This window comes from Enterobacter cloacae complex sp. 397G4, from assembly GCF_050031515.1.
In the GTDB taxonomy this organism is placed as follows: Bacteria; Pseudomonadota; Gammaproteobacteria; order Enterobacterales; family Enterobacteriaceae; genus Enterobacter; species Enterobacter hormaechei_C.
Genome location: NZ_JBLGWE010000001.1, coordinates 4,704,050 through 4,719,289, shown reverse-complemented (window position 1 = coordinate 4,719,289; position 15,240 = coordinate 4,704,050). Strand labels below are relative to the sequence as shown.

The window sequence follows — 15,240 nt, the reverse complement described above, 5'->3', positions numbered from 1 at the left end:
GTCAGGTGGAGAGCATTACATTCGTTTTTGAGCAGATACGGCGCGTAAAAGATGTTGAATAAAATGGGGAGGTGATAATATTACGTGAATTGAATGAGGTTTGTTTGCTTTATTTGTGTTTTTGAAAAGCTGTATATATGTGAGCAGAGTGATTTATTTCCTATAAATAAAATTTTTTTTGGTTAAAAATGCGAAATCTAAGCTGTAGCAAAAAATTTTAATTAAGGTAAATTTCACATATAGATTTTAACAGTGTATTACAAACGATCAATTGCTGATCGATAAAGAAATATCCTGTTTAACCGTGATTTTTCAGGATAAAGGGCAAGAATTTTTTGCTGAAGTGACATTTTTTGGCTAATAATATTCTGAAATAAATTGATCAAACAATGATCAGTTGGCTCTCTTGTAATTTAGTTACGGTATTAAAAGCAAATTAATAATTATCAGGGCAATCGAAAGGGGTTAAATTTGTTAGCTGAGTGTTAATTCCAGAGTGTTTACAGACGCGGCGTACTGCTTTTCAATACGTAGACGCTAAAAGGCATATGATTTACTATTTATTCAGAAGCAACGTTACAGAAGATATTAAATTTATTACTAACCACAACGTATTCAGTGTTATTTTCGGCCAGAAGTCATTTCCTCAGTTGCAGGATATCTGTGTATGGCCTTCTGAAAATATACGGATTATCACCATGGGATGGACCCTGCTTTATTCTATAAGGTCGCGTCACCCATTCTGCTAAAACCCTTTTGGTGGCGTTTTTAAATCCTTATAGCGGTTATTGTACCTGGTACAACAAGTCTATATCTGTTTAATTTACAGAGGGGAAAGTGTTCCAAATGAAAATCAAAAATGTGGCGCTGGCGATTGCCGCGGCGGGGCTGCTGTTATCTTCTCAATCAGTACTGGCAAGCAGTGATTCTGGCGTTAATGCTTCCCTGGATACAGGCGCTGGCTCGCAGAGCACAGGCGGCGTGATCAACTTTACCGGGAAAATCACCCTTATTTCCTGTGATATTACCCCTGCGTCAAAAAGCAAAACGGTAGACCTCGGCGCGTGGGCGAAAAGCTACTTTGACGATCACAGCGAAACGACGCCGCGTGAGTTCAAAATCAACGTAGAGAACTGCCCGGAGACGGTTGAATCGGTTGCGGTACTGTTTGACGGAACCAAAGATACGGTGAATGACACACTGCTACAGGTTACGCCAGGCGAAGGTATGGCGACGGGCGTCGGCGTGAAGCTTTATAACAGCGATCGCAGCACCGCGATTAAACCGGGTACGGTATCTGAAACAACCGCACCGGATGCTGAAGGCAATGCTGAATTAACGTTTTATGCCTCTCTCGACAAAGACGGGTCGGAAATTAACGCGGGCGACGTCAATGCCGTTTCTAACTTCCTGATGGTTTATAACTGATTTCACTCTCAGCCACCTCCAGAGATAATAATGATGAAACGTTTATCGTATATTATGCTCACTGCATTAATGGTTAGTTCTGCGTCAGTTTCCGCTGGCGTTGTAATGGGGGGAACACGGATCGTATACCCACAACACAGCAAGGAGGTGGCATTCTCTGTTTCTAATATGGAAAGTGCGGTTCCCTATCTTATTCAGTCGTGGGTTGAAGGTGATGGGCAGGATAAAAATAACGCTGCGCCATTTATTGTCACACCACCTCTGTTCAGACTTGATCCGGAGCAGACCAACACGCTGCGTATTCAATATACCGGCGCTCCGCTGCCCACAGATCGTGAATCTGTATTCTGGCTCGATATTAAAGCGATTGCGCCAAAGCCAAAAGAGAGCAGCAACGAATTACAAGTTAACGTTAAATCGAAATTTAAAATTTTCTACCGCCCGGACAACCTTAAAGGGGACGCTGCCACTGCCTGGCAGAAAATAACGTTTTCGCGGACGGGAAAAGGGCTTAAGGCCGCCAACCCGACGCCATACTACGTCTCTTTTTATCGACTGTCCGTTGGCGGGCATAAAATTGAGCAGCCGGGCATGATCGGTCCAGGGGAAATCCGCGAATGGCCTGTGTCCGCCTCCGGGGGCGTAAGCTGGTCGGCTATTAATGATTTTGGTGCCATCACCGCCACCCACACCCAGCCTCTTTAAGACCATGTCTTTTCGCCTGTTTCGTTACGCGCCGCTTTCGGTGTTGCTGCTTAGCTTCAGCCGCGCGGGGATGGCCGAGGATTACTTTGATCCCGCCGCGCTGGAGCTTTCCTCTACCGAACAGAAAACGGCGGATCTGCACTATTTCTCTGAAAAGGGCGGGCAGATGCCAGGCACCTGGCTCGTGACGCTGGAGATTAACGGACGCGAGGAGCGGCATCAGGAGATCACCTTCGTCAATGAGAAAGGCAGCCTGCAACCCGTTTTTAGCGTATCGCTGCTGGAAGCGCTTGGGGTAAATGTCAGGGCCATTCCTGCATTCTCACGGTTGCGGGAGGGAGAAACGTTCACGCACCTCGCGGATTTCATTCCGGCAGCGCGAACCTCCTATGATTTCAACCAGCAGCGTCTCTTTCTCAGCCTGCCGCAGGCGGCGATGAAACACCGCAGCCGTGGCTACGTGCCGCAGTCGCAGTGGGACGATGGTATCCCGGCGGCCTTTACTGATTACAGTCTGTCGGGCGGCCAGGCACATCATCAGCGTGGCGTCACGACATCCAGCTATCTGAGCCTGCGTAACGGTATCAATCTGGGGGCGTGGCGGTTGCGCAACACCTCCGCCTGGAGCCACAGCGACGCGGGCGGCGACCATTTTCAGTCGCAAAGTAGCTGGCTGACCCGGGATATTCGCCGTCTTAACAGCCAGCTACGGATCGGCGATGCCTGGACCGCAGGCGACGTCTTCGATAGCGTGGCGTTTCGCGGGGTACAGCTTACATCAAGCGAAAGCATGTTGCCCGACAGCCAGCGCGGCTTCGCACCAACCATCCGCGGCGTCGCACACAGCTTCGCTAAAGTCTCCGTTTCGCAAAATGGCTATGTGATCTATGAAACCTGGGTGGCCGCCGGGCCATTTATCATTAACGATCTGTTCCCCGGCGCACAAAGTGGCGATCTACAGGTGACGGTCACGGAAAGTGACGGCTCAACGCGCGTCTTTACCCAACCCTATTCTGCGGTGCCGTTTATGCGACGCCTGGGCAGCCTGAAATACAGCCTCAACGCCGGACGATTTCACTCCGGCTCCGGCGATGCGCGTTCACCTGAGTTTGTTGAAGGCGCTTTCTTCTACGGCCTGCTCTCGAGGATGACGGTGTATGGCGGCTTTCGTACGGCGAGCAACTATCAGGCCGGTGCAATTGGCGTAGGCAGAGGGTTTGGCGCATTTGGCTCGCTGGGCATTGACGATACGCTGGCAAAAAGCCGTTTACCCAATGGCAAAAGCGCGATGGGGCAGGCGTGGCGCATTCAGTATCAGAAAGATTTCAGCGCTACCGGCACCGCCTTCAACCTGGCGAGTTATCGCTATGCCTCGCGCAATTACTATGAATTCAGTGAACTGAATCAGTCTGACAGCCAACAGCTGCAACTCAATAATCGCCGTAGCCGCTCGCAGGTCACCTTCTCACAGACGCTGGGTCAGTTCGGCAGCCTCAGCGTCTCGGCATGGATGCAGGATTACTGGCATACGTCCGGGCAGGATAAAACCATCCACATTGGCTGGTACACCAGCTGGCGAGGCATTACCTGGGGCGCGGGGTATGACTACACCGACTCAGCGCTTGAGCAGCATCCCGATCGTACCGTGTCGTTTAACGTCAATGTTCCGCTTGGTCACTGGTTACCGGACAGCTCGGTCAGTTACTTCATCAACCACAACAATCGTGGGATGACCACTCAGCAGGTGTCACTCAACGGCAGTGCGCTGGCGAATCGCAACCTTAATTACAGCGTTCAGCAGAGTAAGGCCAGCGAGGGACAAGCCGACAGTACCAGCCTGGCGCTGCAATACAACGGTGGCTACGGCAACGTCAGCCTCGGTTATGACCACAGCCGAAGCGGTAGCAACGCGAGCCTCGGACTCGCCGGAGGCGTTATCGCCACGCAGTATGGCGTCACGCTTAGCCAGCCGCTGGGCGATACCGTCGCACTGCTACGCGTGCCCGGCGCGGCGAACGTTGAGCCGGAGGGCTACAACGGGATCCATACCGACAGCCGCGGCTATGCGGTCATGCCAACGCTCTCGGCGTATCGCAAAAATACCGTCAGCCTTGATACGGCGACGCTGGGTGAGAACGTCGACGTTGAGCAGAGCGGTCTGACGCTCATTCCCACCAGCGGCGCGGTGGTGCTGGCCAATTACAAAACCCACATTGGTTATCGCGTTCTGTTTTCCCTGCGCTACCACGGCGAACCGTTGCCGTTTGGCGCGCAGGCTGAAGTGGTGGAGCAGAACCGCCATTCTGCAAACCGAAGCATGGTCGCTGACGGCGGTCAGGCCTACCTGAGCGGGGTACCAGAGCGCGGCACCCTGCGCGTCAGCTGGTATCAGGACGGGGAGCAGCAGCAATGCCAGACACCTTTCAGACTGGGGAAAGCTCATATGGCCCCCGGTATCGCCACGCTATCCGTTGAGTGCCATTAGAGGAATATCATGCGTCGTTTTATTCACTGGTTTTTCTATCTGAGCCTTCTTTCGCTTTTTGGCATGCTGAGTTTTCATGCCCATGCTCAGACCTCATCTTGCCGCACCACGCGCGATCAGTGGGTCGTTCAGGTGCCCTACGCCATAGGGTATGCGCCCGGCACGGCGGACTGGACGCCGATATCTGCGCCGATACAGTCTACCGGGGCGGATTTCTACAGCTGTGATGGCGGGAATGATGCCTGGCGTAGTATCGGCTTTGTCGACATGGATAACCCCGTCGGCACCGTGGTTGGTGAAGACGGCGCGTCACGTCACGTCTATAAAACTCAGATCGACGGCATCGGCTACGCGCTGGGGTTCCGGGAACAGCAGTACTGCGGCGCCGATGCGGTACGCTACATTGACGGCACAAGTCAGGTGAATGGCAATGAGTCCCGGCGCATTTGCGACGCATCGCAAAACCCCGCCTTTGCCAGCGCCTCAATGTATAAAATGCAGTTCTGGGTGGTGTTTTACAAAATTCCAACGACCAGCGCCATGCCTGACGATAACGCCAATTCCCAGGAGCAAAATGTCGGATCGCTGATATTGCAGGCGGGAGAAAATCAAGCCAGCGCCACCAACGTGGCGACACCGGTACAGATCCATCTCGCCAGCTTCACCGTCAGGCGTACCAGCTGTTCAGTGGGCTCTCGCAGCATTCTTGTTCCCATGGGGAGCGTGAGCCAGCGTGAATTTCATGGCATAGGCTCCCGCGCCGGAGGCGGACGCTTCAGCATTCCGGTGACCTGCGAAAATAACACGGCGGTGAAGATGGGTTTCTTTGGCGATACCACGCCGGGCAACGATCGGGCGCTGGCGTTGACGAAGCAGGAGGATAGCGCCAGCGGTGTCGGGATCGAACTGCTTTACGGTGACAATACCGGTTCGGTTCAGGGGCAGGTGGTACCGTGGAACACCCCACAGGTGTCAGCATTTGAGCAAGTGGGGGATAACCAGACGCAAACCTTCTGGTTTGATGCCCATTACCTTCAGACGGAAGAGAACGTGACGGCGGGAAAAGCGGATGCGATGGCGACGTTTAACCTGATTTACAACTGAGTTTCCCCTGCCGCAGCGGCAGGGGAGGACGATTAGAACGCGGTCTTACAAAAACCCGTCATCTCTTTCAGGCCCATTTCGCGACCAAGCTCAGTCATCGGGTGCACCACTACCAGGCCACGGACGCTTTTCTTCAGCTTGCCCATGTCGGCCTGCTCTTTTTTGGTGATCGCGCGGCGATGCGGCATGTTCATCAGCTTCTGCGCTTCTTTACTCAGCTTCTGGCCTTTCACTTCGCGCAGGCGTTCAATTTCCGCCTCCAGCTTCACGGACTCTTTTTCCAGCTCGGCATATTTCTCGGCGGAATCGACCAGGGAGAGGCCAGCCATCTGATGGCGGATCAGATCCAGACGGTCGCTCAGGCGTTTAATTTCGTTCTTTTCGACTTCTTTCATGACAAATAACTCTGAAAACGGGGAATTTACAGGGAAGGATACACCAATGTGTGCGGGCTTACTTCTGAAACGCTTTTTTTAAGCTGATTTTAGAAATCAGCTCAGTCAGGGAAAGCACCATGGTGGAGCGCACAACCTGTTGATAACGCAGCTTTTGCATCGCGTACAGCTCAGGGTCGCTGTTATCAAACTGAGGTGCGGGAGGGAGCGCGGATACGCAGTGCAGTTCGCCGAAGGGCCCCAGTATCTCATCATCGGTAAAGGTGTACTCATTACCGTCATGATTGAGCTCTTCGCGCAGCGCCATTAACAGCTCGGCGTCTTCATACTCCTGGCGGTTCAGCACGCCAAGACCGTAAATCAGCTTCAGCCGTACCGATAAATCGCCCAGCGGTCCGTCTCCGTCCAGTAACGGTTCTACAGCATACTTTACCGCGTAGTCGTCTTTGCGAAACACCTGAAGCACCAGAATGTTCACCGCCTCGGTTAACAGCTCGACGGCGGCAATCAGGAAACTTCGTACGGTTTTGCCAGCATTCAGACGCTCAAGCACACGATTTTCAAAGGCCTGGGTTTGTTCCATTATTGCCTGCATATCTGACAATCTGTTATTCGGGCGCAGGCTAACCTGCGCCGGACTCTGCATCATTTGGTTGCGTTGTATGCGCTGACCGCCTCCGCAACTACGTCACTGTTGGCATCCAGACCGGAGATCTGCGCCAGCGCAGCCTGCGCGCCTTTGTCATCAATCAGCTGAGCCAGCTCAATCGCCTGCGGGTCCTGCTCGCTGCGGTAGTGCATGGCGGCAGCGATGCCCTTCACCAGGTTTGCGTGCGGCAGGCCGTATTCCAGCGTGCCCAGCAGCGGTTTAATCAGGCGGTCGCCCGCGCTCAGTTTACGCAGCGGCTGACGACCCACGCGCTCAACGTCATCTTTCAGATACGGGTTTTCAAAACGACCGAGGATTTTCTGGATGTATGCTGCGTGTTTATCAGCATCAAAACCGTAGCGTTTGATCAGCACCGCGCCGCTCTCTTCCATTGCCCCTTTGACCACCGCACGGATGTTCTCATCGAGGATCGCGTCACGAATCGTCTGATGACCGGCCAATTTTCCGAGGTACGCGGTTATAGCATGCCCGGTGTTCAGCGTGAAGAGTTTACGTTCGACAAATGCCATCAGGTTATCGGTTAATTCCATTCCCGGAATGGTCGGCAGCGCGCCCTTAAACTGGGTTTTATCAACGATCCACTCGCTGAAGGTTTCCACGGTCACTTCCAGCGGATCGTTGGTGGCGGATGCTGACGGCGGAACGATGCGATCCACGGCGGAATCCACAAAACCTACGTGCGCTTCAACCCAGGCTTTATCTTCGTCTGCGACGGCCGCAAGAACGTGGCCTTTCAGCTGCGTGGTGCCGCGCACCATGTTTTCACAGGCGATGATGTTCAGCGGCGTTTCAACGCCCTGTGCTTTACGCTTCGCCAGGCCTTTCGCGACCGCCGGGGCGATACGCTCAAGCACCACCGGACCCACGGCGGTGGTGACCAGATCAACGCTCGCGATAAGGTCAATCACGTCGTCGCCAATGCTGCTTACCGCGTTGACGCCAGAGACCGTTTCAACCTGTTCGTTTTCACCCACCACGTGAACCTGATAGCTATGACGGGCATTCAGGGCATCCAGAACCACCTGATTCACATCGGCGAATGTCAGGGTAATGCCCGCGTCTGCCAGCAGTTTACCGATAAAGCCACGACCGATATTACCTGCGCCAAAATGTAATACTTTCATAGTGTTAACCTTCATCAATGTTTTTACCCGAGAGGGCTGGGGTGAGGAACGTTTTCCCCTCACCCTAGCCCTCTCCCCGGGGGGAGAGGGAAGAGGCGCTGTTATTTGTTCAGCAGGGCCAGAACTTCTTCAACGCTGGTGGTGTTGGCCAGACGCTCAATAACCGTTTCGTCATCCAGCGCGTTGGTCAGGCTGGTAATCACCTGGATATGCTCGTTGTTGCGAGCGGCGATACCAATCACCAGACGGGCGATGTCGTCCTCTTCTTCACCGAAGCGCACGCCATCAGGATACTGACAGAACACCACGCCGGTTTTCAGCACGCGGTCTTTGGCTTCCACCGTACCGTGCGGAACCGCGATGGATTCACCCAGGTAGGTTGGGGTCAGCTTTTCGCGTTCCAGCATCGCCTCAACGTACTCAGGCTGAACGTAGCCGCCTTTCACCAGCTGCTCACCGGCGAAGCGAATGGCCTCTTCTTTATTGGTCGCCGTGCGGCCAAGGAAGATGTTTTCAGCGCCCAGTTTGAACAGATGCGCGTTGCTCTCGTCGAAGCTGTCTTGCAGGCTGGTACGCACTTTCACTTCGTTATCTTCATGGCGCTGCGCCGCCACCAGGCGTTCGGTCAGGCTGGCGTACAGGCCGCTGTCGAGGAAGTTGGTCAGGGAAATGTGCTGTGCCTGCGGTACCTGACGCATAGCGCGTTCGGTCAGATCGCGGTGCGTGATCACCAGGTCAACGTCCGGCGGCAGGCTGTTAATCGCGCTGTTGGTGACGGAGATGTTGGTCAGACCCGCATCCTGCACTTTCTTCCGCAGTACGCCCGCACCCATTGCGCTGGAGCCCATACCGGCATCACAAGCCACGATGATTTTACGCACGTGGCTCAGGTCGTTAGAGACATCACCCGCCGCCAGCGGCGTTGCGCCTTTGGATTCGGCTTTCATGTCATGCATACGACGGGTTGCCGCTTCGATATCGTCGTCTTCTTTCACCTTGCTGGTTTTCAGCAGGATAGCGGAGGCCACGAAGGAGACCGCCATGGCCGCACAGATCGCCGCGATGTTCGCGAAGTAGGCGCCTTTCGGGGTCATCGCCAGCACCGCCAGGATAGAGCCTGGAGAAGCAGGAGACACCAGACCACCGCCCAGTACGCTCAGGGTGAACACGCCGGTCATACCGCCAAGGATAACGGCCAGGATCAGACGTGGGTTCATCAGCACATACGGGAAGTAAATTTCGTGAATACCGCCCAGGAAGTGAATGATCGCCGCGCCGCCAGCAGACTGTTTCGCGCTGCCGCGACCAAAGAACATGTATGCCAGCAGAACGCCCATACCCGGACCCGGGTTCGCTTCAATCAGGAAGAAGATGGACTTGCCGAGATCGTGTGACTGCTGAATACCCAGCGGTGAGAAGATACCGTGGTTGATGGCGTTGTTCAGGAACAGGATTTTCGCTGGTTCAACAAAGATAGACGCCAGTGGCAGCATGTCGTGCGCCACCATGAAGTTAACGCCCGCCGCCAGCAGCTTGGACAGCACTTCAACCGCCGGGCCAATGCCGAGGAACGCCAGAATCGCGAGGATCATCCCGATGATGCCCGCAGAGAAGTTGTTCACCAGCATTTCGAAGCCGGATTTGATCTTGCCATCAACCCAGACGTCAAATTTCTTGATCGCCCAGCCGCCCAGAGGACCGGCAATCATCGCACCGAGGAACATCGGCATATCCGCACCGACGATCACCCCCATGGTTGTGATGGCACCCACGACGCCACCGCGGTCACCGCCCACCAGACGACCACCGGTATAACCGATGAGCAGTGGCAGGAGATAGGTAATCATTGGGCCAACAAGTTTTGCCAGCGTTTCGTTAGGCAACCACCCTGTCGGAATAAATAATGCGGTGATAATACCCCACGCGATAAACGCGCCGATATTTGGCATCACCATGTTGCTGAGGAAACGACCAAAGCTTTGCACTTTGATCTTGAAATCGGATGACATAAAACACCCCTTCTTATGTTTACGCTTAGGCTTGTGGCCCGAGGTTTATCGTTAATGTGCGGCGGCAGAGGTAGCCGGGCCCTGTTCTGATGCTGTGAAATCTGGCACTGAATCGTTCAACTGTCCAGACAGTGAAATTTTGTGTGATCTGAATCACATGAATGTAGGGGGTGAGGATATTAATGAAGTGATCATGATCACAAAATGAGTGTGTAAAAAAAATACATCGCTCAGAAATACGCCATAATGGGCGGCGTTTTGTGATTTGCATCACAATGTTAAGTTGGTTGTTTGTTTCCAGATTGTGATTTGATTCACAAAATATTTTTATGCAGATTTCTCCCGTATCCCCTCATGGCAGGAATGCGATACGCACACCTGCCTTTTTCCACGGCTTGATCCATACTGACCTCTTTGTGGGCATTAAGGATAAGCAATGAAACTCATCGGCAGTTATACCAGTCCTTTCGTGCGTAAGATTTCGATTCTCCTGCTGGAGAAAGGGATTGAATTTGAATTCGTGAATGAACAGCCCTACAACGCAGAGAACGGCGTTGCGCAGTACAACCCGCTGGGGAAAGTCCCGGCGCTGGTAACGGACGAGGGCGACTACTGGTTTGATTCCCCGATCATTGCGGAGTACATCGAACTGCTTGGCGTTGCGCCAGCCATGCTGCCGGCGGACCCAAAAGCAGCGCTGGTGATGAAGCAAATTGAAGCCCTGGCGGATGGCATTATGGATGCGGCATTGACGTCCGTACGCGAGCAGGCAAGGCCCGCCGCCCAGCAGTCAGAAAATGAGCTGCTACGCCAGCGCGAAAAAATCAGCCGCAGCCTGGATATGTGCGAACAGCTGATCCGCGACGGGAAAATTCAGAGCGATAGCCTGAATCTGGCGACGATCGCCATCGCCTGCGCCATTGGCTACCTCAATTTCCGCCGCGTCTCGCCGGGCTGGTGCGTGGATCGTCCGCTGCTGGTCAAGCTGGCGGAGACGCTCTTCCAGCGCGAAAGTTTTGCCCGGACTGAACCGCCAAAGGCTTGATGCGGGTTATAACACTTCCTGGCGGGAGGCGGTACAATCCCCCCACATGTTAACTCCCTCTCCCGTCGGGAGGGGGGAAAATATTTACTCGCCAGGCGCATTCATGACTACTCATCATTCCCTCTACAGCCAGATCCCCGCTACCGATCGACTGCTTCGTGACCCGCGCATCACTGCGGTGCTGGAGCAGTTTGGCCATACTGCAACGGTCGACATGCTACGCCAGCTTCAGGACGATGCGCGTCGCCATATTCAGGCTGAGAACGCGCTACCCGGCTGGTGCGTGGCGTGGGAGCAGGAAGTTGAACGCAGGCTGAGCAAGCACGGGCAAAGCGCGTTGCGCCCGGTTATTAACCTGACAGGCACGGTTCTGCACACCAATCTGGGCCGGGCACAGCAGGCAGAAGAGGCAACAGAGGCCGTCACCCGTGCCATGCGCTCGCCGGTGACGCTGGAGTACGATCTGGACGGCGCCGGGCGTGGGCATCGCGATCGCGCACTGGCGGATCTTCTCTGCCAGATCACCGGCGCGGAAGATGCCTGCATTGTGAATAACAACGCGGCGGCGGTGCTGTTAATGCTGGCGGCCACCGCGAGCGGAAAAGAGGTTGTCGTCTCTCGCGGCGAGCTGGTGGAGATCGGCGGGGCGTTTCGTATTCCGGACGTCATGCGCCAGGCGGGCTGCACGCTGCATGAAGTGGGCACAACCAACCGTACCCATGCAAAAGATTATCGCGCGGCGGTGAATGAAAACACCGCCCTGCTGATGAAAGTGCATACCAGCAATTATCACATTGAGGGTTTCACCAAAACGGTGGAAGAGGCCGAACTGGCCGCCATTGGGCGCGAGCTAAACGTGCCGGTGATTGCCGATCTCGGCAGCGGGTCGCTGGTGGATATGCGCCAGTACGGTCTGCCGAAAGAGCCCATGGTGCAGGAAATGGTTGCCGCGGGCGTAAGCCTGGTCAGTTTCTCCGGTGATAAATTGCTGGGCGGGCCGCAGGCGGGGATTATCGTCGGCAGGCGCGAGCTGATTGCGCAGCTACAGCAGCACCCGCTGAAGCGCGCCCTGCGTGCCGATAAAATGACGCTGGCCGCGCTGGAAGCCACGCTGCGGCTCTATCTCCACCCGGAGAAACTGGCTGACCGCCTGCCCACGTTGCGTTTGCTGAGCCGTGATGCGGCCTCCATTCGCGCGCAGGCGGAAGCGCTACTGCCGCAGGTTGCTCCTCATTACCCTGAGTTTGACGTTCGTATCGAGCCTTGCCTGTCGCAAATTGGCAGCGGCTCGCTGCCGGTGGACAGGTTACCGAGCGAAGCGCTGACGTTCACCCCGCGCGACGGACGCGGAAGCCAGCTTGAGGCGCTGTCGGCGCGCTGGCGCGCATTACCGACGCCGGTGATTGGCCGGATCGGTGAGGGTCGCATGTGGCTGGATTTACGCTGTCTGGAAGATGAAGTGCGGTTTCTGGAGATGATGTTGAAATGATTATTGCCACCGCCGGTCATGTTGACCACGGCAAAACCACGTTATTGCAGGCCATTACGGGCGTGAATGCCGATCGCCTGCCGGAAGAGAAAAAGCGCGGCATGACCATTGACCTGGGTTACGCCTACTGGCCGCAGCCCGACGGTCGCGTGCTGGGCTTTATCGACGTGCCCGGCCACGAGAAGTTTCTTTCCAATATGCTCGCGGGCGTGGGCGGGATCGATCACGCCCTGCTGGTGGTCGCGTGCGATGACGGGGTGATGGCGCAAACGCGCGAGCATCTGGCGATCCTCCAGCTGACGGGAAACCCGCAGTTGACCGTCGCCCTCACCAAAGCGGACCGTGTGGATGAGGCGCGTATCGACGAGGTGCGTGAAGAGGTGCTGGCGGCGCTGAGTGAGTACGGTTTTAGGGATGCCGCACTGTTTGTCACCGTGGCGACAGAAGGCCGCGGTATCGACGCTCTTCGCGACCATTTGCAGCAGATCTCGTCTCGTGAACATGCCAGCCATCACCGCTTCCGTCTGGCGATCGACAGGGCATTTACCGTGAAAGGGGCTGGGCTGGTGGTGACCGGCACCGCGCTGAGCGGCGAAGTGAACGTGGGCGATACCCTGTGGCTGACGGGCGTGAACAAACCGATGCGCGTGCGCGGGCTTCACGCGCAAAACCAGCCGGTGGAACAGGCCCACGCCGGGCAGCGTATCGCGCTGAATATTGCCGGTGATGCCGAAAAAGACCAGCTTAACCGCGGCGACTGGCTGCTGGCCGACGCGCCGCCGGAGCCTTCTGAACGGATCATCGTTTCTCTCCAGACCCATACCCCGCTGACCCAGTGGCAGCCGCTGCATATCCACCACGCGGCCAGCCACATCACCGGACGCGTGTCGCTGCTGGAAAACGATCTCGCCGAACTGGTGTTCGACTCCCCGCTCTGGCTGGCGGATAACGACCGCCTGGTTCTGCGCGATATTTCGGCGCGGGAAACGCTGGCGGGCGCGCGCGTGGTCATGCTGGATCCGCCCCGTCGCGGCAAGCGTAAGCCCGAGTATTTACAGTGGCTGGCCGCACTGGCCCAGGCCCGCGATGATAAGTCTGCGTTAGATATCCACCTTGAGCGGGGTGCGGTGGATCTGGCGGCGTTCGCCTGGGCGCGCCAGCTCAGCGGCGAAGGATTGCGTCTTCTGACGCAGGAGCCAGGTTTTATTCAGGCCGGCAACAGCCTGCTGAACGCGCCGGTGGCGGCGAGCTGGCAGCGCAAAGTGCTGAGCACGCTGGCGACCTACCATGAACAGCATCAGGATGAGCCCGGTCCGGGTCGTGAACGTCTGCGGCGCATGGCGTTGCCCATGGAAGACGACGCGCTGGTGCTGTTGCTGATTGAAAACATGCGTGAAAGCGGCGTGATTGCAAGTCATCACGGCTGGCTGCACCTGCCGGCGCACAAGGCCGGTTTTACCGCTGAGCAGGACGCGGTCTGGCAAAAAGTGGCGGCGCTGTTTGGCGATGAACCGTGGTGGGTGCGCGATCTGGCGCGTGAAACCAATACCGATGAGCAGCTGATGCGTCAGGTACTGCGCCATGCGGCGCAGCAGGGGATGATTGTGGCGATCGTGAAAGATCGTTATTACCGCAACGATCGGATCGTGGCATTTGCGAACCTGATCCGGGAGCTGGATCAGGCGCGCGGATCAACCTGCGCCGCAGACTTCCGCGATCGGCTGAACGTAGGACGCAAACTGGCGATTCAGATCCTGGAGTATTTCAACCGCATCGGGTTTACGCGTCGTCGTGGCAATGACCATGTGCTACGCGACGCGCAGTTATTTCCCTAAGCGTTAAGCGCTGCGCGCCTGCTTCTGCTTAGCCAGCCAGACCGCGCCCAGCCTTCCCGCCTGGTTACCCAGCTCGCAGGGAAGGATGGGCACCCGGAGCGCTTCCCACTCCTCGAATCGCTGTAGGTATTTATCCAGCAGGAGATAGATTTTCTCCTGCTCGCTAATGCCGCCGCCAATCAGCACCGCCTGCGGATCAAACATGGAGATCACGCTGTAGATGCCCCGCGAGAGGAAATGCGCCCACTCTTCTATGGCCTCACGCAGATGCACGTCGCTGTCCATGCGTCTAAACAGCTCCTCACCATCAGGCATCTCATCTTCCGACACGGCCAGCGCACGGCGGCAGGCTTTCATCAGGCCGCTGGCGGACGCCACTTCGTGCATCGGCTCGCCGTTGTTGCCAACGGGCAGCACGCCAAACTCACCCGCCCGGTAGTGCGACCCACGGTAGAGATCGCCCTCCATGACGATACCGCCGCCGATGCCGGTGCCGATGGTGATGCAGACAAAATGCTCATAGTCCTTGCCGGCGCCCTGCCAGCGTTCGCCCAGCGCCGCGCAGTTGGCGTCATTTTCGGTTGTTACGGGGAGATCGGTCAGCTGTGCGAAAAGCTCGCACAGGTTTTCACCGTCAAGGTAATCCAGCGCCCCGGCCTTGGCCGCTTCGCCGGTATGATGATTGATGTGGCCCGGAAAACTCACGCCGATGCCGACGATCTCATGCTCCTGGCGGTACTTATCCACCACCGCTTTCCACTTCTGTTTGAAGGTGCTTTCATCGTCAGGCGTATCATATTCATCGGATGTCAGTTCTTCGCCGTTTTCGTTGATCACGCCGTGTTTGATGTGGGTTCCGCCCACGTCAAAGCCGATAAATAGCTGCATTGCATTGTTCCTCATGAGCCCCTGAGCTATTAAGTATGGCTCCGGCGGCAGAAACGAAACGTA

At 56.0% G+C, this 15,240-nt stretch carries 12 protein-coding genes; 7 read left to right on the top strand and 5 right to left on the bottom strand.

Annotation, left to right across the window (positions count from 1 at the left end; genetic code table 11):
* Positions 1 to 846 precede the first annotated feature (846 nt).
* Genes ACQG1Y_RS22735 through ACQG1Y_RS22720 form a run of 4 tightly spaced genes read left to right on the top strand, consistent with a single transcriptional unit; the run spans position 847 to position 5,722 of the window.
* Positions 847 to 1,428 carry a fimbrial protein gene (locus ACQG1Y_RS22735; protein WP_015572771.1) on the top strand — a complete coding sequence of 194 codons (582 nt, stop codon included), beginning with the start codon at positions 847 to 849 and terminating at the stop codon, positions 1,426 to 1,428.
* 30 nt (positions 1,429 to 1,458) lie between these two features.
* The gene (locus ACQG1Y_RS22730; RefSeq protein ID WP_023295610.1) at positions 1,459 to 2,133 is read left to right on the top strand and encodes a fimbrial biogenesis chaperone; all 675 of its coding nucleotides are present in this window, start codon (positions 1,459 to 1,461) and stop codon (positions 2,131 to 2,133) included.
* A 4-nt stretch (positions 2,134 to 2,137) separates the two neighbouring features.
* Entirely contained in the window at positions 2,138 to 4,618 is a 2,481-nt protein-coding gene (locus ACQG1Y_RS22725) for a fimbria/pilus outer membrane usher protein (RefSeq protein ID WP_032651950.1), read from the top strand.
* 9 nt (positions 4,619 to 4,627) lie between these two features.
* Complete coding sequence (locus ACQG1Y_RS22720) at positions 4,628 to 5,722, top strand: fimbrial protein (protein ID WP_047638151.1); 1,095 nt, start codon at positions 4,628 to 4,630, stop codon at positions 5,720 to 5,722.
* Between the two features lie 32 nt (positions 5,723 to 5,754).
* Here ACQG1Y_RS22720 and ACQG1Y_RS22715 read toward each other — a convergent pair whose 3' ends face one another.
* The 4 genes from ACQG1Y_RS22715 to ACQG1Y_RS22700 form a co-directional block, all read right to left on the bottom strand.
* The gene (locus tag ACQG1Y_RS22715; protein ID WP_015572767.1) at positions 5,755 to 6,117 is read right to left on the bottom strand and encodes a YibL family ribosome-associated protein; all 363 of its coding nucleotides are present in this window, start codon (positions 6,115 to 6,117) and stop codon (positions 5,755 to 5,757) included.
* Positions 6,118 to 6,175: 58 nt separating this feature from the next.
* Positions 6,176 to 6,766 carry a mannitol operon repressor MtlR gene (mtlR, locus tag ACQG1Y_RS22710; protein ID WP_015572766.1) on the bottom strand — a complete coding sequence of 197 codons (591 nt, stop codon included), beginning with the start codon at positions 6,764 to 6,766 and terminating at the stop codon, positions 6,176 to 6,178.
* Positions 6,763 to 7,911 carry a mannitol-1-phosphate 5-dehydrogenase gene (gene mtlD, locus ACQG1Y_RS22705; protein ID WP_368740872.1) on the bottom strand — a complete coding sequence of 383 codons (1,149 nt, stop codon included), beginning with the start codon at positions 7,909 to 7,911 and terminating at the stop codon, positions 6,763 to 6,765. The genes mtlR and mtlD overlap by 4 nt, the downstream gene beginning before the upstream one ends.
* A gap of 101 nt (positions 7,912 to 8,012) precedes the next feature.
* Complete coding sequence (locus ACQG1Y_RS22700) at positions 8,013 to 9,920, bottom strand: PTS mannitol transporter subunit IICBA (RefSeq protein WP_015572764.1); 1,908 nt, start codon at positions 9,918 to 9,920, stop codon at positions 8,013 to 8,015.
* A 436-nt stretch (positions 9,921 to 10,356) separates the two neighbouring features.
* Here ACQG1Y_RS22700 and ACQG1Y_RS22695 point away from each other — a divergent pair, with 436 nt between their 5' ends.
* The 3 genes from ACQG1Y_RS22695 to selB all read left to right on the top strand — a co-directional run bounded on the left by ACQG1Y_RS22695 (position 10,357) and on the right by selB (position 14,289).
* Entirely contained in the window at positions 10,357 to 10,965 is a 609-nt protein-coding gene (locus tag ACQG1Y_RS22695; protein ID WP_045339422.1) for a glutathione S-transferase, read from the top strand.
* Positions 10,966 to 11,068: 103 nt separating this feature from the next.
* Positions 11,069 to 12,454: an L-seryl-tRNA(Sec) selenium transferase gene (gene selA, locus ACQG1Y_RS22690; protein ID WP_047062390.1), complete on the top strand. Its 1,386-nt coding sequence runs from the start codon at positions 11,069 to 11,071 to the stop codon at positions 12,452 to 12,454.
* The gene (gene selB, locus ACQG1Y_RS22685) at positions 12,451 to 14,289 is read left to right on the top strand and encodes a selenocysteine-specific translation elongation factor (RefSeq protein ID WP_368740873.1); all 1,839 of its coding nucleotides are present in this window, start codon (positions 12,451 to 12,453) and stop codon (positions 14,287 to 14,289) included. The genes selA and selB overlap by 4 nt, the downstream gene beginning before the upstream one ends.
* A 3-nt stretch (positions 14,290 to 14,292) precedes the next feature.
* Here selB and ACQG1Y_RS22680 read toward each other — a convergent pair whose 3' ends face one another.
* Entirely contained in the window at positions 14,293 to 15,177 is an 885-nt protein-coding gene (locus ACQG1Y_RS22680) for an ROK family protein (protein WP_015572761.1), read from the bottom strand.
* Positions 15,178 to 15,240: the final 63 nt, after the last annotated feature.